Source organism: Marisediminitalea sp., from assembly GCF_984433645.1.
The window spans coordinates 34,589-57,132 of the sequence record NZ_CFIDRX010000004.1 but is presented as its reverse complement, the minus strand read 5'-3'; the positions used below and the strand labels follow the sequence as shown (position 1 = coordinate 57,132).

Genomic DNA, 22,544 nt, shown 5'->3' with positions numbered 1-22,544 from the left:
CACGCACCTCAGTCTTCAGATACCTGTACCGCATGGCCGAGAGTCTGCGTAATAATCTGGCGAATATGATTGCCCAATTCTCGAAAAAATATGCGTCCGGGGGCCGTATTCCGCCATATCAAATTATGCTGCCGTTCGATGGGTTTATCTTTCAGCTCGCACACGTGCAGTTCATCAGGTCTGTGCAATTCTGAGTGCACATAAAGCCCGGGTAGAAAAGATACGCCCATGCCCATCACCACCATCTGACGCAAGGTATCCAGACTGGTACCCTCGTAGTCGCGTGCTAGCTGCGCGCCGATTTCACCGCAGATGTCTTGTACCTGGTGATGAAAATGGTGGGTATCTTCCAAGGCCAGCACGGTTTCTCCACGTATTTGCTCAGCATCCACAAACTTTGTGCCCGCCAATGGATGGTCACTGGGCATAACGAACTTTAGGGGCTCAACAAACAGCTTAGAAACGATGAGTTGCGATGACTCCTGAGAGGACGGTGATATAATTAAGTCGTAGTCACCATTAAACAAACCTTGTATAAGCTGCGAGGGTGCCGCTTCACGCACGTAAAACTTTAACTTCGCGTAGCGTTGGTGCAGCTCCGGCAGAATATAAGGCAGCAAATACGGTCCCAGTGTGGGAGGAATGCCCAGGCGATAAGTGGTTTGCGCGCCACCGGCCAGATCTTTGGCTTTCTCCTCAAAACGCACAGAGGCCTGCAGCGTTTCTTCAGCGAAGGGCAGCAACACACGCCCTTCCGGCGATAACAAGGTGCCACTTCGCGATCGTTCAAACAACGCGATCCCCAGTGACTTCTCCAACGCATTGATTTGCGCCGTCAGGGTTGGCTGGCTAATGCCTAACACCTGAGCGGTACGCCGATAACTGAGATTTCGCGCCAATGCCACGAAATAACGCAGTTGTGTATTGGTTGCGCCTTTTGAACTGGATGCCATATCTAACCAAACATGTATAAAAATAAATCCACTTATAGAATTAGACTATCACGAAGTAAGGTATTTTTCTATTAGCCTATCAGGTAAAACTAAGATGTTGTTTTAAAAATGTGAATAAAATTATTTAGGAGTGACAAAATGGAACACGTAATTTCTGGTGTCGCTAAATTTCAGAAAGAAGTTTTCCCCAATAAAAAAGCCGCTTTCCAAAAATTAGCTAACGGCCAAAATCCGGAAGTCTTATTCATTACTTGCGCGGATTCTCGCATCGACCCAAACCTGGTTACACAAACCGAGCCGGGTGATCTGTTTATTTGCCGTAATGCCGGTAACGTTGTACCGCCTCACAGTAACCAAACAGGCGGCATGACGGCTTCTATCGAGTTTGCTGTTGCGGCATTAGGCGTAAGCCACATCGTTGTATGTGGTCACTCTGACTGTGGTGCAATGAAAGGCGCTATCAACACAGAAGCCCTGTCTGCCCTGCCTCATGTTAAAGAATGGCTTGGTCACTGCCGCGTAGCAACCGAAGTGGTTAAAGAGCGTTGCGGTTGCAGTGAATTAAACGCCCAGGAACACTTACAACTGGTTACCGAAGAAAACGTAGTCCAGCAAATGCAGCATCTGCGCACTCATCCTGCAGTTGCGGCAAAAATTGCTACTGGCCATGTAAAACTACACGGCTGGTTCTACAACATCGAAACCGCGGCCGTTACTTGCTACGACGAAGAGTCAGGTAAGTTTGCGCCAATGAGTGAAACCTACGCAGAAGAAATGCTGGCGACCAGCGAATAACGAAATCAGTAGGGAACAATTATGAAAAATTTACTAACCAATGTTAGAGGCGACCTTACCGGCGGTTTAACCGCTGGTATTGTTGCCTTGCCGTTGGCCCTTGCCCTCGGCGTAGCCTCGGGCGTTGGCCCGATGGCGGGTTTGTACGGTGCCATTGCCGTGGGCTTCTTCGCTGCCCTGTTTGGTGGCACACCGTCACAAATCTCCGGGCCTACTGGCCCAATGGTCGTTGTTCTGGCCGGCTTGTTTGCCAGCTTGTCCGGCGACGTCGAACTTATTTTTACGGCCGTCATGCTGGCTGGTATTTTCCAGATAGTGTTTGGCTTTTTGGGTGTGGGTAATTACATCCGCCTGGTGCCCTACCCGGTTATTTCCGGATTCATGACCGGCATCGGTGCCATCATTATTATACTGCAAATCGGGCGTCTGCTGGGCCACGAGCCACCGGGCGGCACCTTGGGTGCGCTGGGTTATTTACCTACAGCACTGGCCGACATTAATTTCTCTACCCTGATTTTAGGTGTAGGTACACTGGTTATTGCTTACAAATGGCCTGCCAGCCTGGGTAAATATATCCCAGGTGCTCTGGCTGCGCTGATCATTGGTACGCTGGTAAGCCTGTTTGCCTTCGAAGTGCCGGTTCTGGGTAACATTCCTACGGGTCTGCCAAGCCTTCATTTACCTGTGTACAACCAGGAAAAACTGCTGCTTGTACTTGAAGCTGCATTTATTCTGGCCGTGCTGGGCGCTATCGACAGCCTGTTAACATCACTGGTTGCCGATAACATGACACGTACACGTCACGACAGCAGCCAGGAGCTGATTGGTCAGGGTATCGGTAACACGGTATCGGGTCTGATTGGCGGTATTGCAGGCGCAGGTGCAACCATGCGTACGGTTGTAAACATCCGTAGCGGCGGTAAAGAGCGTCTTTCAGGAATGATCCACGCGCTGGTTCTGTTAGCTATCGTATTGGGATTAAGCCCGCTGGCAAGTGTGATCCCTCACGCTGTACTGGCTGGTATTCTGGTAAAAGTAGGTCTGGACATTGTTGACTGGAGCTACATCAAACGTGCTCACACGGGTCCACGCTGGGACTTTGCTCTGATGCTGCTGGTATTGGGCCTGACCGTATTTGTTGACCTGATCACGGCGGTAGGTGTGGGTGTTGTACTTGCAGCGCTGGCCTACGTTCGTCAAATTGCACAGCTGCAAATCGATGAACTGCGCAAGATCCCTGACACCCTTAACGATCCGAAAGAAAATGCCTTACTTGAAAAAGCGAAAGGCAAAGTGAGCATTTTCAGTTTTGGCGGTCCGTTGAGCTTTGGTGCAGCAGCTGACCTAGGTCACCATGTGCGTGAGCACGTGAAGCCAGGCTCACAGGTACTCATACTGGACTTTTCGCGCGTGCCTACTATGGACGTTTCAGCGGCGATGGCTGTTGAAACCGTGACGTCCGATGCGAAAGCATCTGGCCGAAAACTGTATGTTAGCGGTGCCAGCGAAGAAATCCTCACGGTATTACACAAAATTAATGCCTCATGGCCTGAAGTTGATACCTATCCATCATTAACGGAGGCGCTTGAAGCGGCGACGACATTGTTGGAGGAATCAGGCTCAAAGGAAGACAAGCGTCTGAATAAGCAGGCGCTATCTCACGCATAATCGCAACACCTGTATTAGGCGCATCATAATGATGCGCCTAAATGTCTTGACACATTCCCCTCTCCGTCCGCTACACTAACTACGTGTCTTTTTTACGTTTATTGGCTTATAAGTGTCTGAAAACAACGGTGTGCTAGCCAGAATCAAAGATAAATACGCAGAACTGTCTCCCTCTGCCCGAACCATTGCAAATTACCTGCAACAGTTCCCGCTGACCATTATTAGCGACTCCACGTCAGAAATTGCCGCTAAAACCAATACGTCAAAGGCCACGGTGAGCCGCTTGTTCAGACAGCTTGGCTATGCCTCGCATCAGGATGCCAAACAGGACGTGGTACTGCAGCGAGACGCGGGTATCCCGGTGAAACAAATCCTTGATCAGCACGATTACGTTGCTGCTGAGCTGGGCAATTTACAACGCACCCTTGAGGCTATTCCAGCGGAACAAATCAATCAGGTTGCCGAGTTACTGGCTAACGCTCCCAGGATCACGCTGATTGGCTATCGCAACAGTTATCCGGTAGCCCTGCACTGCCGCCAGCAGCTCAAACAGATTCGCCCGAACGTACGTTTGCTGCCTCAACCGGGTCAAAGCCTGAGTGAAGACATCATGGACCTGTCAGCCGATGAAATCATACTGGTATTTGGCTTTCGCCGACGTCCACGTATTTTTGCCCGCATGATGGAAGCCCTGCCCCCGGAGCGAACGCTATTATTCACGGACCCCACCGGCCAGGTATACCAGGACAGAGTAAAACACTTATTATTGTGTCAGTTGGGTAACCAGTTTGCCTTTGACAGTTATGCTGCCCCAATGAGTCTGGTATCGGTTATTTGCAATCAGGCTTACACCTTATTAGGCGATGAAGGTGATCGTCGTGTCTCTACCATTACGTCACTCTATGCTCAAATGGGTGAACTGGATCCCGAATAACCCACTTGTTAACGAAATCACATAAATTTAACAAACGTTTCACTTGACTTAACCTTGAAACGATTGTTTCATAGAGCTATCCCCCTGCAACATTTCAGCTCATGAAACACCATAGCGTAGAATCGCCATTTGTTTGGGTGCCTGACACTCAGTACAACAGTCAAACCAGCGTGCCATCGACCCACGATAAGGCAGGTCAACCCTTGTCTGGTCAACGCCTCGCCGTTAAAGATCTGTTTCATATTGCAGGTCTACAAACTACCGCCGGCAATCCGGATTGGGCGGCAAGTCACGACATAGCCAAAGAAACCGCTTCTGCTGTTAGCTTATTATGTAATGACGGAGCAACGCTGGTTGGCAAAACCATTACCGATGAACTGGCTTACAGCCTGAATGGCCAGAATATCCATTACGGCACGCCCGTCAATCCGGTCACACCAGACCGTTTGCCAGGCGGCTCGTCCAGCGGTTCAGCGACGGCGGTGAGTGCCGGATTAGCGGATATTGGCTTAGGCACAGATACCGGTGGCTCTATTCGTGTCCCTGCCAGCTACAACGGCTTGTTCGGATTACGTCCTACACACGGGCTGGTTGACACTGACGGTTTGGTCGCGCTTGCGCCCGGATTTGATACTGTAGGCATCATGACGAGGGATCTGAACACACTGGCGACGTCAATGCAGAGTTTTCTGGCAACGAAACCCCAGATCGCGCTTACTTCACCTGCGCTGCGTCCATTAAACGCCGCCATTCAACGGGCTGAACATGGTGCTCAAATTAACGCCTGGCTGAAAACGTGCTCCCTTGAACAGCAGGCTGCTGAAGACGCAGAGCTTGAATCACTCGCGTTATCTGAAGCGTTTCGCGTGCTCCAGGGGAACGAGATTTGGCAACAACACGGCGAATGGATAACCCGCCATGCACCGGTTTTCGCCAGTGACATTGCCGAACGGTTCAACGCGTGTGCTCAAATCACAACGCATGACGTAACCGAAGCAAAAAGCGTACAACAACGCGTGAAGCAGTGGGCCGAACACACCATTACTTCAAACGCTATTGTTGTATTACCCACAACACCCGGTTGCGCACCGTTACTCAGTACACCAGCGCCAGCCTTGGGTGAATATCGAAAACAACTATTAAATTTAACAGCCATTGCCGGCCTGGCCGGTTTGCCGCAACTACACCTGCCGTTATTCTCCCTGAATGGCGCACCTTGCGGTTTATCGTTCATTGGGCCAGTCAACAGCGACTTAGCGCTGATAGCTTTGGCACAAACCCTACTGGAAAAGTAAAGCATGACAACAACACAATATACTGCATTTACTGCCCCCCACTACGCAGCGTCGACGGTGGGCAACGAAATCCTACAACGCGGTGGCACAGCCATCGAGGCCATGGTTGCCGCAGCAGCCTCTATCGCCGTGGAATATCCTCATATGAATGGCCTTGGCGGTGACGGCTTCTGGCTGATTAGCGAACCCGGTAAAGCGCCCGTTGCAATCGATGCCTGTGGCACCGCTGCCGCACTGGCAACCCCTGCATTTTATGAGGGCAAAACAGCGATTCCCTCTCGAGGCGGACAAGCGGCACTGACCATGGCCGGTGCCGTAGCAGGTTGGCAAAAAGCGCTCGATATCAGTGCTGGATGGCAATCCGCTATGCCACTATCTGAATTGTTGGAAACCGCTATTAGTCAGGCGAGCTGGGGAATCGAAGTGACACAAAGCATGTCAGACGCCAGCTTTAAAACCTATGACGAACTGGCCCACGACGAACACTTTGCTCCTTTTCTGATCAAAGGCAAGGCACTCAAAAAAGGCAAGATTGTGAAGCTGACACAGCTCTCAGCAACCTTGCAACACCTGGCCGACAAAGGTCTGAATGATTTTTACCAGGGTGATATCGCCCATCAGTTGGCCGCAGATTTAGAAGACGCAGGTTCACCCATCCGTCTGGCCGATTTCCAGCAATATCAGGCTCTGCAAGTGTCGCCGCTGTCTGTTACCACAAAACTGGGCAAACTGTATAACCTCCCCGCCCCTACTCAGGGGATTGCGTCTTTGATTATTCTGGCCCTGTACGACCGCGTTGTACACAAAGGTAAAACCGACGCCGATATGGTGCATTTGCTGATTGAATGCACCAAGCAAGCGTTTATCAAACGCAACCAGTTTGTGACCGATCCAAGTCGTCTTTCCGCTGACTTTGACAGCCTGTTAACCGATGACGCGCTGGATGAGATGGCTGCAAACATAGAACTTGAGAGCGCTTTGCCATGGCCTCATGAGGCGAAAACCGGTGACACCATCTGGATGGGCGCCTGTGACAACCAGGGCCGTATGGTGAGCTACATTCAAAGCCTGTACTGGGAGTTCGGCAGTGGCGTAGTAAGCCCGCAAACCGGCATTGTATGGAACAACCGGGGCACGTCATTCAGTCTTGAGCCCGGCCACCTGCAATATCTGCAACCCGGTATGAAGCCATTCCATACGCTGAACCCGGCGTTTGCGGAATTACACGATGGCCGCCGAATCAGTTACGGCACCATGGGCGGTGAAGGTCAACCCCAAACCCAGGCTGCGCTGTTTAGCCGGTATGCCTATCACAATCAGCCGCTGGACAAAGCAATTTCCCTTGGCCGTTGGTTATTAGGGCGTACCTGGGGTGACCAGTCTCACAACCTTAAAGTTGAACGTGATGTGGCTGAATATGTCGGCGATGACCTGATCGGCCGCGGGCATGACATGGTTGTAGTCGACGCCTGTAATGAACTAATGGGCCACGCCGGCGCGGTAGTATTACACCCGGATCACCGCACCGAAGCAGCCACCGATCCACGCAGCGATGGCAAGGCCTTCGCACAACGTTTTCAGCCAGCAGCAGAGGCTTAATTAATGCAAGTGTTATTCGATTTACTCCCCACTATTTTAGCCCTGTTAGCCACAGGTGTTTTCGCAGGCCTGTTAGCCGGTTTACTGGGTGTCGGTGGTGGCATAGTCATTGTGCCTGTCCTGTATTTTCTGTTTCAGGCTCTAGGGGTAAGCGCCGATTCAGCTATGTTGATTGCAACGGCAACCTCGCTGGCAACCATCATTCCAACGTCGGTAAGTTCAATCAAGGCGCACCGGGCCAAGGGCAATGTAGATGTCGAACTACTCAAACGCTGGGGGCCGTTTATATTATTAGGCGTATTGCTGGGAAGCTACGCCGTTACTCAAATCGACGGCGAAGTCCTGACCCTGATGTTTGGTATTATCGCCAGCCTGTCTGCGGTAAACATGTTTGTAGGCAGCAAATCAGCCTGGTTTAACGACCTGCCCGGTGCCATTGGCCAGCGAATCATTGCGGCGTGCATTGGCCTGTTCAGCGCAATGGTCGGTATTGGTGGCGGTACCCTGACGGTGCCGACACTGACGTTTTGTAATTACCCTGCTCACCGTGCGGTGGGTACGGCAGCTGCAGTAGGATTGATTATTTCGCTTCCTGCCGCAATCACCATGTTAGCGCTTGGTCAAACACCCGCTGACGCCCCAACCGGTACGTTTGGTTTAGTTAACCTGATAGGGTTCGCCGCCATTGTGCCGCTAACTGTGCTATTTGCGCCTGTCGGCGCGGGCCTGGCCAGCAAGCTGGATGCCGCCAAACTGAAAAAAGTGTTTGCGGTCGTGTTGCTGATCACCGGCGTGCGCATGCTTGCCCAAAGCTTACTTTAGGAGCAACGATGAAGCCTTTAACTCTTCCTCCACGTTTATTGATGGGCCCCGGCCCGATTAACTGTTACCCACGCGTTCTGCAAGCCATGTCTCATCAGTTGGTCGGTCAGTACGACCCGGCTATGACCGGTTGCATGAATGAAGTCATGTCTCTTTATCGCGATGTGTTTGACACTCAAAACCAGCACACGGTGCTGGTTGATGGGACGTCCCGTGCAGGTATCGAAGCCGTATTAGTGTCGTGCATTGAACCCGGCGATAAAGTGCTGGTGCCTATATTTGGACGTTTTGGTCACCTGTTATGTGAAATTGCCGAGCGAGCCGGTGCCGATGTCCACAGTATTGAAGTGCCCTGGGGTGAAGTATTCGAGCCTGAGCAAATTGAAGCAGCTATAAAGCAAGTGCAACCCAAGGTACTGGCAGTGGTTCAGGGCGATACCTCTACCACCATGTTACAACCGTTGGAACACCTGGGCGAAATCTGTCGCCGCTATGACGTATTGTTTTACTCCGATGCTACCGCATCAATTGGCGGTAACCCGTTCCACACGGATGACTGGGGTCTCGACGCCGTGTCGGTGGGCTTGCAAAAATGCCTCGGCGGCCCGTCTGGTAGTGCCCCAATTACATTGAGCGAGCGCTATGTTGACCTCGTTCGTACCCGCCACCACATCGAAGCCGGTATTCGCGAAGACAGCCACCAGGCAGCAAGAGGCAGCCGCATTCGCTCTAACTATTTCGACATTCCCATGATCCTCGATTACTGGGGAGAGTCACGCCTTAACCACCACACTGAAGCCGCCTCCATGCTGTTTTGTGCGCGTGAATGTGCCATAAATCTGCTGGAAGAAGGTATCGAAGCTAGCATCAAACGCCATAAAACAGCCGGTGATGCCATGCTGGCAGGTATCCAGGCAATGGATTTAATGCCGTTTGGTAACCTGAGCCACAAAATGAATAACGTGGTAGGTGTAGAGATTCCTGACTGCGTTGATGGTGAAGCCATTCGCCAGCAGTTGTTACTGGATTTCAACATAGAAATTGGCACCAGCTTTGGCCCGCTGAAAGGTCGTATCTGGCGCATTGGTACCATGGGTTATAACGCGCGTCAGGACGCCGTTCTGCACACCTTACAATCTCTGGAGACTGTATTGCGTCGCGCCGGACACAAAATGGCACTGGGCGAAGGGGTCGACGCTGCACTGGGTGTATACGCCAGTGCGGGAGCCAGCTATGAATGAGTTTGCTGAGCTGGCCCATGAGGTGCTCAACCGTTGTGACCAACTTGGGCTTATCAGCCAATCTCCGGGTATGGTTGACCGCCGGTATCTGACGCCTCAACACAGACAAGCCAATGACCTGGTAGCGCAGTGGATGCAACAGGCGGGCATGCAAACCTGGCAGGATGCTGCTGGGAATCAATGGGGCCGCTACCAAAGCCACAATGCCGACGCCAAGGCATTTGTGTTTGGTAGCCACCTTGATACGGTACCAAATGGCGGAAAATACGACGGTATGCTGGGTGTAATTGCCCCCCTGGCCGTTATTCAGTTTTGCCACGATCAGGGAATTCGCTTCCCTTTTCACATTGACATTGTTGGTTTCGGTGACGAGGAAGGTACACGCTTTGGCTCTACTCTGCTGGGCAGCCGGGCGCTTACAGGTCGGTGGCAGGAAACCTGGCGTGACCTGCGCGACAAAGATCAGGTTTCACTGCCGGATGCCCTGAAGAACTTTGGTTCGTCATTTGAAAACATCAGCCAGGCCAAACTGGATCCGGCCACATTGCTCGGTTACCTCGAAGTTCACATTGAACAAGGCCCAGTGCTTGAAAACCAATCGCTGCCAGTAGGCTGGGTAACGGCTATTGCTGGCGCCAAACGCTACGACATAAAAGTGAATGGCATGGCTGGTCACGCGGGTACCGTACCCATGCCCCTGCGACAAGACGCCATGACCGCCTGCAGCGAAATGGTGCTGGCCATTGAATCTATTGCGACCGAACACGCAGTGGTGGCCACCGTAGGGCGCATGGATGTAAAACCGGGCGCGGTTAATGTGATTCCCGGAGAGGTGGCGTTTTCACTCGATATACGCAGTGAATATGACGACATGCGCGACAAAGCCCTGGATGCAATTTTGCTTAAACTTCGCGATATTGCTAACCGTCGTCGGGTAGATCTTAACTGGCAGATGACGCACCAGGCCAATGCCGTACATTGTAACCCTGCCTTGTCTCAGACTCTGGCGCAGGCCATAGAGCTAACCGGCATTAAACCGCTGAGCCTCCCGTCGGGTGCAGGCCATGACGCCATGGCAATGGATGCTATTTGCCCGGTGAGCATGCTGTTTGTAAGGTGCAAAGGCGGAATTAGCCACCATCCTGGCGAATCAGTCACCCATGCCGATGTGCAAGCCACGTTGCAAGTACTACAGCGATTTTTGGATTCTTATTCTCAACACTAACAAGGAAAAACACGTGAAAATACCTCGAATTTATCATGATGAGCACGGCAAGAGTCACTTTGGTGAAGCAGATATCCCTCTGACTGATGGAGGCCCAATAGGCTTACTTTCGGAGAAGATACCCGCAGGTTCGATTATTTTTCGCGAAACACCCGCAGATTATAATTTCAAATGGCACCCTGCACCGGCCCGTCAGTTACTGTTTATTTTGAAAGGTCGCGCAGAATTTACTGTGTCATCGGGTGAGCGTCATGTGTTTGGCGCGGGCGACGTTTTGCTGCTTGAGGATACAGAGGGTGAAGGTCATTGCAGTCGCGCTATGTACAATGAAGTGCGCCACTCAATCTTTGTTACCCTACCGGATGGTTTCCCTTATTAATTCCCAACGTCCTCATTGAGAATACCCGGCTGATTCGATATGAATCAGCCTCGCCCTCATATGGTGCACAGCTGAATTTCAGTTGTTGAAACCTGCTATCACCATCTCGTTAATATTTATATATTTCAGACTGTTACGACCAAATACAACAAATAGACCAAGTGGTCAGGTTTTTGCTTCATTGTGGTATCCGGTTAAGTTGTTGTGGGAAGTGGTAAAACATGTGGGGCAAAAAGGTATGTCATTGGGGCGTTCGGCTTTGTTTAGGGCTGGGCCTGATTAGCTGTGCGTGCGTTGCAGCACCTGATGACATGAATAAGTGGTTCCGGGGCTTTAAACAACAGGCATCACACAAACAGCTCTACCAGTTATTGTGGGCACTGCCAAAAGGCGGTGACTTGCATCATCATCTAAGTGGCGCTGGCTTTAGTGAATGGTGGTATGACATTGCCACGTCACCCCAGCGCAATGGCGGCTACGAATACTTCACCAAAACCCGCATCCTGCACTGCAGGGGCTACGGTACCAACGAATTTGGTCCGAATCCGCAGTACCTTTTGTTTCGCACTATTCAGGCATCGTCTTACCAGGCGTTGTCTGATTGTGAAAAGCAGGAATATCAGCCACTCAGTGCGCTGTCGGCAGAACAGAAACAGGCGTTTCTCAACAGTATTCGGCTCGACAAAGCGCACGAAGGCCGCAATGAGTTTTTTGAAACTCACTGGCAGCGACTTAACGAACTGGTGGCCAATCCCCACATTGGTGCCCATATTCTGCTGAAAAATATGCAGGCCTTTGCCAGTGAGGGACTTCAGTACCTGGAAACTCAGGTCAATGTTGACCGTGCGCAAGACAATAAAGGCAACCAGCTATCTCCGGAACAAACACTATCGATTTACTTAGATATGCTGGCAAGTCCCCAAGCCAAAGCCACCGGCGTCACCGTACGTTTTCAATATGCGCTCTTGCGATTTTTACCCAATGCCGAGTCACATCTGGCCTGGATGTACGATTTTGTCGATCAGCACCGTGACATTTACGTAGGCATTAACATGGTGGGTCGCGAAGACAACGACAAAGGCTACCCGTTGCGATTTCTTCCGGCCCTGCGAAGTCTACGCCAACGTTACCCGGCAATTAATCTGGCAATTCACGCTGGTGAAGTCGATGAACCAAACCAGCACGTTAAAGACACCTTGCTACTTGGCGCTCAGCGTATTGGCCACGGCCTGAATACCATTACTGATCCCGACACCCTGCTACTGATGCGGCATGGCCCCTACCTGATCGAAATTAACCTGATCAGTAACAAACTGCTGGAATACACGCCCGACTTGTCAACTCACCCGTTCCCTGAATATTTGCGCACCGATATTCCTGTTGCCCTTACCACTGACGACAGAGGCATGTGGGACAGTACTTTAACCGACGAGTATTTTGTTGCCGTGCATCATTTCAATTTGTCCTGGACAGAATTGGTGTCGTTAGGGGAAAACTCGCTCAAATACAGCTTTTTGTCTTCTGAAGACAAGCGTAAAGCCCTTGAGCAATACCGTCACCGAGTCGCCGAATTCGAAACAGCCATACTGTCGGGGAGCACCGCATTGCCTTCACTTCCGCCTATCAAGGGCTTTATGTGCAACCACTACCCGACACTGTGTGAAAAAGGATAACCCATGTCACAATCTCAGGTTTTATATGGTCTGGAAGACCGCCCCGGCTTTGCAATCAGCCTGACGGCAGCAATCCAGCATGTACTGGCAAGCTTCATTGGCGTGGTCACGCCTACGCTTATAATATCGTCGGTATTAGGTTTACAGACAGAGGTGCCCTACCTCATCAGTATGGCGTTATTGGCCACAGGACTCGGGACATTCATCCAGACCAAAGGTATCGGGCCGGTAGGCAGTGGACTAGTGGCCGTACAAGGTACCAGCTTTGCCTTTCTGAGTGCGCTGATCCTGGTGGGGAGCACGGTAAAAGAACGCGGTGGCAGCAACGACGATATATTAGCTATGATGCTGGGCGTGTGTTTTTTTGGCGCGTTTGTTGAAATAATCCTGAGCCAGTTTATTAATCAGATCAAACGTGTGATTACCCCGGTTACCACTGGCGTAGTCATCATTGCTATAGGCATCTCACTAATAAAAGTGGGCATGACGGACCTGGCTGGCGGGTTTAATGCCGATGCGTTTGGCAGCGTGGAGAATTTATCGCTGGGTCTGGGCGTATTATTAGTGATCATTTATTTTAACGCCTGTAAAAATCACTGGCTGAGGTTATCAGCTATTTTTATCGGCATGGCCATAGGTACTATAGTTGCCTTTTTTATGGGCATGACAAATTTCTCCGGCCTGGTAGATTTGCCCTGGTTCAGCGTCCCTCACCCGTTTAAATACGGCATTAATTTCGAGTGGGACTTGTTTTTACCCATTGCGCTGATTTACTTCTTTACTGCTATTGAAACCGCAGGCGACCTGACTGCCAACAGTTTGTTCTGTAAGCTGCCCATCACAGGTGAGCGCTACCTCAAACGGATCCGTGCAGGCATTTTGGGTGATGGTGTCAACTCGCTGATTGCAGCAATATTGTGCACGTTTCCCAACACCACTTTCGGGCAAAACAACGGCGTGATCCAAATGACTGGCATTGCCAGTCGTAAAGTAGGTTGCTTTGTCGCCGGCGTCTTTATGGTTCTGGGCCTGTTCCCCTTTATCGGTGCATTACTGCAGGTGATCCCGAAACCAGTTCTGGGCGGAGCAACACTCGTTATGTTTGCCATGGTTGCTGTTGGCGGTGTAAAAATCCTCACCAGCGAACCTCTCAATCAGCGAAACAGCCTGATCACCGCCTGCTCTCTGGGTATGGGATTAGGTGTAATGATGGTAGGCAATGTCGTATCTCAATTACCCAGCTGGCTCGGCAACTTGCTCACCTCCCCCGTTACCACAGCCGGACTGACTGCAATTATTTTATCCATTATTCTGCCAAATCAGGCCTCGGCACCTACGCCTGTAACCTCTGAATCGTAAAAAAACACAGTCTTAGCCTGATGCTGCGCGGAGCAGTATCAGGCCATTAACCCTCACCTTCCAGGCTTAAATCGTAAAGAAATAATGACACTGTTGAAGAACTAAACACTGGTCTTACGTTTATGGTGCATTTAGAATCCGCGCCTCACCGCATTGGTGCATTCAGGCATGGATATTAGAAGCTTTAACATTTCGCTTACAATCCCATTCTTTGCCATTGATTTTTTATTCCAAAATATCAATCACTTACACTTAACTCAAATCCTGACCACATGGACAGGATTCTGGCATCAAATCTGCAACACCGCAGCCGTAAAGCTAGAACGTTTATTACTCACAAGAACTCTTATACTCGAGGAACACCATGAAAACCACTAACTTCAGTGTGGCGCCTATCGCGCGTGCCGTCACGACCGGGTTATTGCTTCTCGCCCCTGTAGCGGCTTTCGCACAGGAAACACCCAGTGACGCAGAGATCGAAAAGATCGAAGTCAAAGGCTCACTAGGCAGCTTGCCTGGACAGGACGTTGAAGCCGTTTTCGGATTTGGAAAATCTATTTTAGAAACGCCTCGCTCAGCATCAACAATCAGTGACGAGCAAATGGAGCGTTTCAACGTATCAGATATCGACGAACTGGTTGCATTTGCACCTGGTACGTTTACCCAATCGTTCTTCGGCGTAGCGGGCTCACTTGATATCCGTGGTAATCCTGGTGAGGCTTATTTTCGAGGAGTTAAACGTCTGGATAACCCAGGTAACTACCCTACGCCAATTGGCGCATCAAGCCGAGTTGATATCGTACGCGGTCCAGCATCACCCATTTACGGACCAGCAAAAATAGGCGGTTACTTAAATTTTAATCCCAAATCTGCAAAGGTAAGCCGTGGTAAATACATAGAAGAACCTCAAGGTGCAATTTCCTATACAGCAGGCTCTTGGGATAAAAGCGTATTAACCGCAGAAGTTGGAGGCCCCGGTAAGATAGCTGATAAAGAAATGGGCTACTACATTTATGGTGAGCTTGAAAATTCCGGAAGTTATTACGATAACACCTCAACAGATCAAACTGTGATCCAGGCGTCATTCGATGTCGATTTGAGTGATGAACTAAACATTGAATTTGGTGGTATGTATCATGACTATGCGGGCAACCAAGTCGCAGGCTGGAACCGTCTTACTCAAGACTTAATTGACAATGGTACTTATATCACAGGTACAGCAAAACCATTGGATACCGACGGGGATGGCTCTATTTCTCATCAGGAATACGACGCCGTTGAAGCTCTCATAAATCCATTTATATTCCCAAACACGTCGGGTTGGACTGCGGATGACTTTGATGACCTGATGGCACTGGATAATCCTGGTACCGCCAAACTAAGAGGCAACCAGGTGCTGGTTGCTCCTGATGATCGACTTGAAAACACTGTAACGACATTATATTTCGATGTTGTTTATTACTCTGATTCAAATTGGGAAATCAAAAACCAGTTATTTTACGAAGCCTATGAAAACATCAATGAAAATGCGTACGGATTTTCACAGTTTCATGATAGTTGGGTAGTCGAAGATAAAGTTGTTTTCAGTGCAGATTATGAAATTGATGACTTGTATGCTCAGGTTCAGATTTCACCGTCACTTCGTTATACCGACTTTGAACACGGCGACGATTTTCACCACGAGTTCTTCGACCGTAGAGACCTGACGATGCCATCTTCTGCGCTGGACAGAAGATTACTTTCCACTCGAATTGATGACGACTACACTGATTACTATATTGGTAATTATCTGGATCTTGGTTTTGCAGTAATGACAGACCTGACTTGGGAATGGGGTTTAAACGTCGTATTAGGCGCACGTTACGATTCAATCGACTTAGAAAGTCGCATTCCTACAGACAAATTATTGTTTGGCAACGGCTCAAACTCTTTTATAAGTTTGTCTGAGGATGGTCAATATATTTATGGTTTCGGTGGAGAAACAGATATCACGGCACCAGTTTCAGCATCCAATACCTTGGATGGTGTATCGTGGAATGCGAGTATTTCCTACAAAACGCCAATCGGTTTAATTCCCTACGTAACAGCTGCAGAGCAAACTACGCTCGTTGCCGGACAAGGTGCCGAAATTTGGACCGGTAATATCGAATCAGGTGCAGCAATGGATACATCAGACTTGTTTGAGTTTGGTCTGAAAGGCTCTTTCATTGATGACACTTTGTATTTTGCTCTTGCAATATATGAGCAAGAAAGAACCGACTTTAACGCTCAAATGGTCGTTACTAACAACGTGACCAAAAACGAAGGGGCTGAGTTTGAACTACGCTGGGTAGTAAATGAAAGTCTCGTAGTTACTGCCGGTTATAGCAAAACCGAAGTGACGAACATCACAGCTTTGGAAAATGGCTTCCAGTTCGGTTTCCTGGGCGCAGATGATTTCCCTGACCTTGAAGATCCATCAGCAATTTACGGTGGCCTGCCAATTGGTAACTTCTCCGTTGGCGAAGGTTCATCTAATCCAAACGCTCGCAAAGCCGGTATTCCAGAAAATATTTATTCACTTACTGCGACATATGATTTTCAAAATGGTTATGCAACCAGCTTGAGTGTCATAGACGCTGACTCAACGAAGTCAGGCTTCTCTGGTGCTGTAACATTACCGGCATATACTTTAGTAAACGCTGGTTTATCTTACCAAGATGAAAACTTTGGCGTTAACTTGACAGTGAAGAACCTGACGGATGAGCGCTATTTCCGTTCTAACTTCCCGGACTTGTTCGGTAGCCAAATCGTACTACCAGAACTACCTCGTCACTTTAATGTGAAGTTCTCTTACAAGTTCTAATAAGTTGTGAACAAGTAAATCGTAAAGGCATGCTCTGGCATGCCTTTTTTATGGAGTACAGTATGCGATTATTATCAATTTTAGCCACGTTATTTCTGCTAACCGCGTGCCAGCCGCCGGGACCAGGCCCAGGTGAACACGGCCCCGGTTTCGAGGGCGGTATGCCGCCTCCTATGCCCGCACCGTTAAAAATAAAAGCGGTTGTGGTTACCATGTTCGAAATGGGCGAAGACACCGGCGACAAGCCTGGCGAATTCCAGTTTTGGCGCGAGCGCTATGGGTTAAGCGAGCGATTTGCTTTTCCTCAGTCTTTCCACGATATCTACTTCAACCGGGATAAAGGCGTATTAGGCATCGTGACGGGTATGGGTATAAGCCGGGCGTCATCTGCCATTATGGCACTGGGTCTGGACCCTCGCTTCGACCTGACCCAGGCCTACTGGCTGGTTGCCGGTATTGCAGGTATTGACCCGGAAGACGGATCAATTGGCTCAGCGGTGTGGGCTGACTATCTAATTGACGGCGATCTCGCGCATCAGATTGATGCCAGGGAAATCCCGGAAGACTGGAAAACCGGTTACTTTCCATTATTCGCTAACGCGCCCTACCCTGACAACGGCGGCGAAAATGTCGCCCGCAATGGCGAAATGTTTCAGCTTAACACCCGCCTGATTGACTGGGCGTTTGATCTGACAAAAGACATCAGCTTAAGCGATACACCCGCTATGCAAGCCTTACGTGGGCAGTATATCAGTATGCCGAATGCACAATTGCCGCCTAAAGTAATGCGCGGCGATCACATGGCCGCGTCGACATTCTGGCATGGCAAACTCTTTAACGACTGGGCAAATGACTGGACACGTTTTTGGACCAACGGCAAAGGTAATTTTGTGACCTCGGGCATGGAAGATACCGGTGCCTATCAGTCGATGGTGTATTTAGAGCAGGCCGGGAAAGTGGATAAGTCCCGCTTTATGGTGCTCCGTACCGCCAGTAATTTCACCATGCAGCCTGACGGTTTAACCGCTGCGGAAAACCTGGCAGCTGAGAGCACGGGTGCGGGTTACGCGGGCATGAGGCCATCACTGGAAGCGGCTTTTGTGGTTGGTAGTACCGTGATTGACGACATCGTCTCTAACTGGGATACCTATCAGTCAACACTTCCGGGCAATACTGACTAGCTTCGCCATTAAGCGTCTCTGAGGTTTCAACAAGAAAAAGGCCTGCTTCGCGCAGGCCTTTGCATTTATTGAGCAGTTATTTCGCCGCTATAGCGCGGCTAGCTCATCTATTTTCCTGAGCCAGTGATTTTTCTCATCAGTAGGTAAAAAAGACGCAACAAAACTGTTTTTTACTAATTTAACTAACTGAGATTCGTTCATAGAAAGATGCGTCATAAGTGCGCGATAATTGTCGTTCAGGTAACCGCCAAAATAGCTCGGATCATCCGCATTCACGGTCACACACAGGTCATCGTCGAGCAGTGACAGAATATTGTGATCCTTCATATGGTCGAACACACACAGTTTAATGTTACTTTGCGGGCAAACCGTCAAAGGCATACCTTCATCTTTCAGGCGCTGCATTAACGAAGCGTCTTCAACGCACCGTACGCCGTGGTCAATACGATCAACATGCAGTAAATCCAAAGCCTGCCAGATGTACTCCGGAGGCCCCTCCTCACCCGCATGCGCTACGCATTTAAAACCCAGCGCGCGCGCCGCAGCAAACACCTTAACGAATTTTTCCGGTGGGTTACCCAGCTCCGAACTGTCCAGTCCTACCGCTTTGATCATGGGGTAATACGCTCTCGCCTGATTCAGGGTGTCGATGGCGTCTTTCTCAGAAAGGTGACGCAGGAATGACATGATCAGATAAACCGAGATTCCCCATTTCTGTTTGGCGTCCTGAATAGCCCGTTCAAAGCCGGGCATAAAGACATCAAAGCCAATCCCTCGGCTGGTATGCGTTTGCGGATCAAACATGATTTCAGCGTGTACCACATTGTCATCGTGACAACGGGTCAGGTAGGCCATCATTAACTGATAAAAATCGTCTTCATCCCTCAGGACATCAGCGCCCTGATAATATAAGTCTAAAAAGCTCTGCAAATCCTCGAACTGATATGCCGCTTCAATGTCGGCAATCGAATCATAAGGTAGCGAGACCCCGTGTTTGCTTGCCAGATTCCACATCATTGCAGGTTCTAACGATCCCTCTATATGCAGATGTAATTCCGTTTTTGGCAATGCATGTATTAATTTAATTAAATTCATGAGTTCCTTAATGGCTAACGAGCGCACACATAGTTAGCAATATCACCATTTTGGTGCAATCCTACCCGCTTCTGTGCCAAAATACGCAACAATAAACGGGTTTATTATGACGTTCATCTCGATGAATGAACGCTTTTTGTTATTACTTACGGAGTCTAGCAGATCTCGCACCAACTCATTGACTAAATGGTCAGTTTTTTGCTTGTGTTCCGATAATACCGATTCATAAACAACTACTATAAAGAGAATATCTATGTCTTCCCCGCTGATTGAGCGCCTTTTCAAACTCCAGGCCCATGGCACAACCATAAAAACAGAGGTGATTGCCGGTTTAACTACCTTCGCCGCCATGTCATACATATTGGTAGTGAACCCAGGCATTCTTGGCCTCAGCGGAATGCCAGCTGCAGGGTTGATTACCGTTACCGCACTGGCAGCCTGCCTGGGTACACTGCTGATGGCCTTTATGACAAACTACCCTATCGCGCTAGCGCCGGGTATGGGTCTGAATGCCTTCTTTGCCTTTACTATTTGCATGACACGGGAAGTGCCTTGGGAAGCAGCCCTCGGTATCGTATTCTGGAACGGCATTTTATTTTTGTTACTCACCCTCACCGGGGTACGTACGCTGATAGCAGAGGCTATTCCGCCATCGCTGAAAATTGGTGTGCAGTGCGGTATTGGCTTGTTTATCGCGTTCATTGGTCTGAAAAATGCGGGATTGATTGTCGCCAACCCGGCCACGTTCGTGACTATTGGTGATTTATCAGACCCAGCTGTCATGCTGGCATTGGCGGGTATATTACTTACCGTTGTGCTGGTAATGAAACGCGTCACAGGTGGCATTTTGTTGTCTATCGTATTACTGACCCTGATTGGTACGCTGATCCCCACTGAAACTGGCACGCTTACCGCTACGCCTGATGCCATTGTCGGCATGCCCGAACCAATTAGTGATACCTGGTTTGCAATGGATATTATGTATCCCATTGAACATTTTGCAGAAACCTGGGATCTGATTTTTGCCCTGATGTTCGTCAACATGTTCGATACCATTGGCACGCTGATTGGCGTATCACGTCGCGCAAACCTGTTAAATAAAGAGGGTAAACTGCCCAAAATCGGTAGCGCTATGACAGCCGATGCGACGGCCAGTGTTGTCGGTGCTGCACTCGGCACCTCACCGGTTACCAGTTACGTTGAATCAGCCGCCGGCGCATCAGCGGGCGGCCGAACCGGTCTAACCGCAGTAGTCGTGGCTATTTGCTTTTTATTAGCCCTGTTTCTGACGCCATTGATGAAGGTCATCCCGTTAATGGCCACAACACCGGCACTGGTTATGGTGGGTATTTTAATGATGGAATCTATTCGTCACCTGGAGTTCGATGATCTGGGCGCGACAGCGACCGCCGTCGTTGCATTAATGGCGATGCCACTAACGTTCAGTATCAGTGAAGGTATTGCGCTGGGCTTTATCACTTATGTAGGTGTAAAACTGGGTGCCGGCAAATACAAGGAAATCAGTGTCATCACTTACCTGTTGGCCGGTGTGTTTATACTGCGGTACCTGCTCGGGTTATAAATCGGAATTTACACAAACGGGGCGAAAGCCCCGTTTTTCTTAGCCCTGAGAATTATAGAGGATAGTATGTTTGCCAGTGACGGGCAATCTCTTCCCGGGTACACAGCCACACGTTGTCGTGTCCCTGTACATACTCAACAAAGCGCTTGAGCGCAGCAAACCTTGCCGGGCGACCCACGATACGATTGTGCAAACCAATCGACAACATTTTCGGTTGTGAAGCCCCTTCCTCGTAAAGTACATCAAAGGCATCTTTCAGGTAGGTGTAAAACTGGTCTCCGCTATTAAACCCTTGCGGGGTACCAAATCGCATATCGTTGGTATCCAGCGTGTAAGGCACCATCAGCAACGGTTTGCTGTAATGTTTGTCATAATATGGCAGGTCATCGGCGTAGGAGTCAGCGCAATACAAAATATCATCACGCTCAGCCAGTAACGCCAGTGTATTGGGGCTGGTGCGACCGGTATACCAGCCAGCAGGTTTTTTCCCGGTCAGTGACTCGTGGATGGCAATGGAAGCCTCCATTTGCGCACGCTCTTCCTCAATAGGCATTGACTGATAATGAATCCAACGCATTGCATGACTGGCAATTTCCCAGTTTGCATCGAGCATGGCTTTCAGCGCTTCGGGATGACGCTGCAGCGCCATGGTAACGGCAAAGACGGTGACGGGTATGTTCGCTTCGGTAAACAATTTATGCAGGCGCCAAAATCCGGCACGGCTGCCGTATTCGTAAATCGACTCCATGCTTAAATGGCGATCCGGATAAGGCTGTGCGCCAATAATCTCAGACAGAAAAATTTCAGAGTGGCTGTCGCCGTGCAACACACAGTTTTCTCCGCCCTCTTCATAATTTAAAACAAATTGCACTGCAATGCGTGCGTTCCCCGGCCATTTTGGATGCGGTGGATTAGCGCCATAACCGACTAAATCACGTGGATATTCGCTCATTCCGGTGCCTCCAGGTATTTTTGCGGAACCGCCAACCCACAACCAGTCAGAACCAAATGCACTAGTTGTCGGGTCGCTTCATCAAAATCAACGCGTTTCATGGCTTTGCCACGCAAGCTGCTGATCTGCGCTGAGAAGTCTGCATAATGCTGAGTACAGGCCCAGATATGAAACAGCAGGTAGGTGGGATCGACCGCTTGCATTCTGCCCTGCTCAATCCAACTGTTGAGAATAGCCACGCGGCCATTCATCCACGCCACGTGTTCGTTGCGGAAAAACTTATTCAGGTATGGCGCACCATTCAGCACTTCCATGGCAAAAATTTTGGATGCCAGCGGATGCGTACGGGACATCGTCATTTTCTCAGCAATGTAATCAGCCAGTGATATCGCCGGGTCGTCTTCACTGGTCACCTTGTCGAAGCGGGAGTTCCAGGTCGACATGATGTCCTGTAGCAAAGCGACGTACAAACCTTGCTTAGACTTAAAGTAATAAAGAATATTGGTTTTGGGCAACCCTGCCTCGTCAGCAATTTGTTGCACCGATGTTCCCTTAAAGCCATGTGTTGCGAAGGCTTTTTCAGCAGCGGCCAGAATCTTACGTTTATTCTTGGCACCAATGCTGCCTTCCATTTTTGATTTGCTTACCATCGATACCACTTTTTTTAATTAAACTCGTTCACACCCAGCAAAATCCTGACCAATTAGTCATCATTTTTGCATAATTCAGTTTAAGAGCTGAAAACTGCTCAGAAAGAGATTTTTTATGTCGCGTGAATCGTACCACAAATTTTGAATATGTTTAGCGATATAAACAGACGTGCAGCACGCGTCTGACCAGTAATTCTTTTAAAAAATCTGACCACTTGGTCTACTTTTTGAATGTATTATGCTTATAATGTTAGACAACTCCCGGGGGCGAGCCCCCTACTAGCTGGCTCGGAGCC

The 22,544-nt window shown here is 49.6% G+C and carries 17 protein-coding genes and 1 pseudogene; 14 read left to right on the top strand and 4 right to left on the bottom strand.

Annotated features, from left to right (window positions below; translation table 11 throughout):
• Nucleotides 1–8 precede the first annotated feature (8 nt).
• On the bottom strand, nt 9–953 hold the full coding sequence (locus AC4MRN_RS01350; protein ID WP_073324908.1) for a hydrogen peroxide-inducible genes activator: 945 nt from the start codon (nt 951–953) through the stop codon (nt 9–11).
• 138 nt (nt 954–1,091) lie between these two features.
• Here AC4MRN_RS01350 and AC4MRN_RS01345 point away from each other — a divergent pair, with 138 nt between their 5' ends.
• From AC4MRN_RS01345 to AC4MRN_RS01285, 13 genes and pseudogenes are all read left to right on the top strand, one after another.
• The gene (locus AC4MRN_RS01345) at nt 1,092–1,748 is read left to right on the top strand and encodes a carbonic anhydrase (protein WP_073324909.1); all 657 of its coding nucleotides are present in this window, start codon (nt 1,092–1,094) and stop codon (nt 1,746–1,748) included.
• 21 nt (nt 1,749–1,769) lie between these two features.
• Nucleotides 1,770–3,416, top strand: coding sequence for a SulP family inorganic anion transporter (locus AC4MRN_RS01340; protein ID WP_155015149.1), 1,647 nt, complete (start codon nt 1,770–1,772; stop codon nt 3,414–3,416).
• A 112-nt stretch (nt 3,417–3,528) separates the two neighbouring features.
• Complete coding sequence (locus AC4MRN_RS01335; RefSeq protein WP_487964543.1) at nt 3,529–4,350, top strand: MurR/RpiR family transcriptional regulator; 822 nt, start codon at nt 3,529–3,531, stop codon at nt 4,348–4,350.
• Between the two features lie 101 nt (nt 4,351–4,451).
• On the top strand, nt 4,452–5,645 hold the full coding sequence (locus AC4MRN_RS01330) for an amidase (RefSeq protein ID WP_491202275.1): 1,194 nt from the start codon (nt 4,452–4,454) through the stop codon (nt 5,643–5,645).
• A 3-nt stretch (nt 5,646–5,648) separates the two neighbouring features.
• Nucleotides 5,649–7,244, top strand: coding sequence for a gamma-glutamyltransferase family protein (locus AC4MRN_RS01325; RefSeq protein WP_491202274.1), 1,596 nt, complete (start codon nt 5,649–5,651; stop codon nt 7,242–7,244).
• A 3-nt stretch (nt 7,245–7,247) separates the two neighbouring features.
• Complete coding sequence (locus AC4MRN_RS01320; protein WP_073324914.1) at nt 7,248–8,066, top strand: sulfite exporter TauE/SafE family protein; 819 nt, start codon at nt 7,248–7,250, stop codon at nt 8,064–8,066.
• A gap of 8 nt (nt 8,067–8,074) precedes the next feature.
• Nucleotides 8,075–9,307: a pyridoxal-phosphate-dependent aminotransferase family protein gene (locus AC4MRN_RS01315; protein WP_491202273.1), complete on the top strand. Its 1,233-nt coding sequence runs from the start codon at nt 8,075–8,077 to the stop codon at nt 9,305–9,307.
• A complete protein-coding gene (locus AC4MRN_RS01310; RefSeq protein WP_073324916.1) occupies nt 9,300–10,532 on the top strand; it encodes an allantoate amidohydrolase in 1,233 nt (410 codons plus the stop codon). Before AC4MRN_RS01315 ends, AC4MRN_RS01310 begins: the two co-directional genes overlap by 8 nt.
• A 13-nt stretch (nt 10,533–10,545) precedes the next feature.
• Nucleotides 10,546–10,911, top strand: coding sequence for an AraC family ligand binding domain-containing protein (locus tag AC4MRN_RS01305; protein ID WP_073324917.1), 366 nt, complete (start codon nt 10,546–10,548; stop codon nt 10,909–10,911).
• Between the two features lie 311 nt (nt 10,912–11,222).
• Nucleotides 11,223–12,584: an adenosine deaminase family protein gene (locus AC4MRN_RS01300; RefSeq protein ID WP_491202272.1), complete on the top strand. Its 1,362-nt coding sequence runs from the start codon at nt 11,223–11,225 to the stop codon at nt 12,582–12,584.
• Nucleotides 12,585–12,587: 3 nt separating this feature from the next.
• Entirely contained in the window at nt 12,588–13,943 is a 1,356-nt protein-coding gene (locus tag AC4MRN_RS01295) for a uracil-xanthine permease family protein (protein ID WP_491202271.1), read from the top strand.
• A 364-nt stretch (nt 13,944–14,307) separates the two neighbouring features.
• Nucleotides 14,308–16,788 carry a TonB-dependent siderophore receptor gene (locus AC4MRN_RS01290; protein ID WP_491202270.1) on the top strand — a complete coding sequence of 827 codons (2,481 nt, stop codon included), beginning with the start codon at nt 14,308–14,310 and terminating at the stop codon, nt 16,786–16,788.
• A gap of 50 nt (nt 16,789–16,838) precedes the next feature.
• Nucleotides 16,839–17,954 (top strand): annotated as a pseudogene (locus AC4MRN_RS01285) (cupin domain-containing protein); the annotation flags it as partial.
• 102 nt (nt 17,955–18,056) lie between these two features.
• On the opposite strand, the gene AC4MRN_RS01280 reads toward AC4MRN_RS01285, so the two are convergent.
• Nucleotides 18,057–19,064 (bottom strand): adenosine deaminase, encoded by a 1,008-nt coding sequence (locus AC4MRN_RS01280; RefSeq protein WP_491202269.1) that lies wholly within the window; start codon nt 19,062–19,064, stop codon nt 18,057–18,059.
• 253 nt (nt 19,065–19,317) lie between these two features.
• Between AC4MRN_RS01280 and AC4MRN_RS01275 the strand changes: the two genes are divergently transcribed.
• Nucleotides 19,318–20,646: an NCS2 family permease gene (locus AC4MRN_RS01275; protein ID WP_370243761.1), complete on the top strand. Its 1,329-nt coding sequence runs from the start codon at nt 19,318–19,320 to the stop codon at nt 20,644–20,646.
• A 52-nt stretch (nt 20,647–20,698) separates the two neighbouring features.
• Here AC4MRN_RS01275 and puuE read toward each other — a convergent pair whose 3' ends face one another.
• Both puuE and AC4MRN_RS01265 read right to left on the bottom strand, forming a co-directional pair.
• Nucleotides 20,699–21,598, bottom strand: coding sequence for an allantoinase PuuE (gene puuE / locus AC4MRN_RS01270; RefSeq protein ID WP_370245986.1), 900 nt, complete (start codon nt 21,596–21,598; stop codon nt 20,699–20,701).
• Complete coding sequence (locus AC4MRN_RS01265) at nt 21,595–22,248, bottom strand: TetR family transcriptional regulator C-terminal domain-containing protein (protein ID WP_155015162.1); 654 nt, start codon at nt 22,246–22,248, stop codon at nt 21,595–21,597. Before AC4MRN_RS01265 ends, puuE begins: the two co-directional genes overlap by 4 nt.
• Nucleotides 22,249–22,544 lie beyond the last annotated feature (296 nt).

Bases quoted from the DNA above. Each gene is read 5' to 3' on its own strand.
- AC4MRN_RS01340 (WP_155015149.1), top strand. From the start codon at position 1,770: ATGAAAAATTTACTAACCAATGTTAGAGGCGACCTTACCGGCGGTTTA.
- AC4MRN_RS01325 (WP_491202274.1), top strand. From the start codon at position 5,649: ATGACAACAACACAATATACTGCATTTACTGCCCCCCACTACGCAGCG.
- AC4MRN_RS01310 (WP_073324916.1), top strand. From the start codon at position 9,300: ATGAATGAGTTTGCTGAGCTGGCCCATGAGGTGCTCAACCGTTGTGAC.
- AC4MRN_RS01320 (WP_073324914.1), top strand. From the start codon at position 7,248: ATGCAAGTGTTATTCGATTTACTCCCCACTATTTTAGCCCTGTTAGCC.
- AC4MRN_RS01275 (WP_370243761.1), top strand. From the start codon at position 19,318: ATGTCTTCCCCGCTGATTGAGCGCCTTTTCAAACTCCAGGCCCATGGC.
- AC4MRN_RS01350 (WP_073324908.1), bottom strand. From the start codon at position 953: ATGGCATCCAGTTCAAAAGGCGCAACCAATACACAACTGCGTTATTTC.
- AC4MRN_RS01300 (WP_491202272.1), top strand. From the start codon at position 11,223: ATGAATAAGTGGTTCCGGGGCTTTAAACAACAGGCATCACACAAACAG.
- AC4MRN_RS01265 (WP_155015162.1), bottom strand. From the start codon at position 22,248: ATGGTAAGCAAATCAAAAATGGAAGGCAGCATTGGTGCCAAGAATAAA.
- AC4MRN_RS01280 (WP_491202269.1), bottom strand. From the start codon at position 19,064: ATGAATTTAATTAAATTAATACATGCATTGCCAAAAACGGAATTACAT.
- AC4MRN_RS01330 (WP_491202275.1), top strand. From the start codon at position 4,452: ATGAAACACCATAGCGTAGAATCGCCATTTGTTTGGGTGCCTGACACT.
- AC4MRN_RS01290 (WP_491202270.1), top strand. From the start codon at position 14,308: ATGAAAACCACTAACTTCAGTGTGGCGCCTATCGCGCGTGCCGTCACG.
- AC4MRN_RS01315 (WP_491202273.1), top strand. From the start codon at position 8,075: ATGAAGCCTTTAACTCTTCCTCCACGTTTATTGATGGGCCCCGGCCCG.
- AC4MRN_RS01345 (WP_073324909.1), top strand. From the start codon at position 1,092: ATGGAACACGTAATTTCTGGTGTCGCTAAATTTCAGAAAGAAGTTTTC.
- puuE (WP_370245986.1), bottom strand. From the start codon at position 21,598: ATGAGCGAATATCCACGTGATTTAGTCGGTTATGGCGCTAATCCACCG.
- AC4MRN_RS01295 (WP_491202271.1), top strand. From the start codon at position 12,588: ATGTCACAATCTCAGGTTTTATATGGTCTGGAAGACCGCCCCGGCTTT.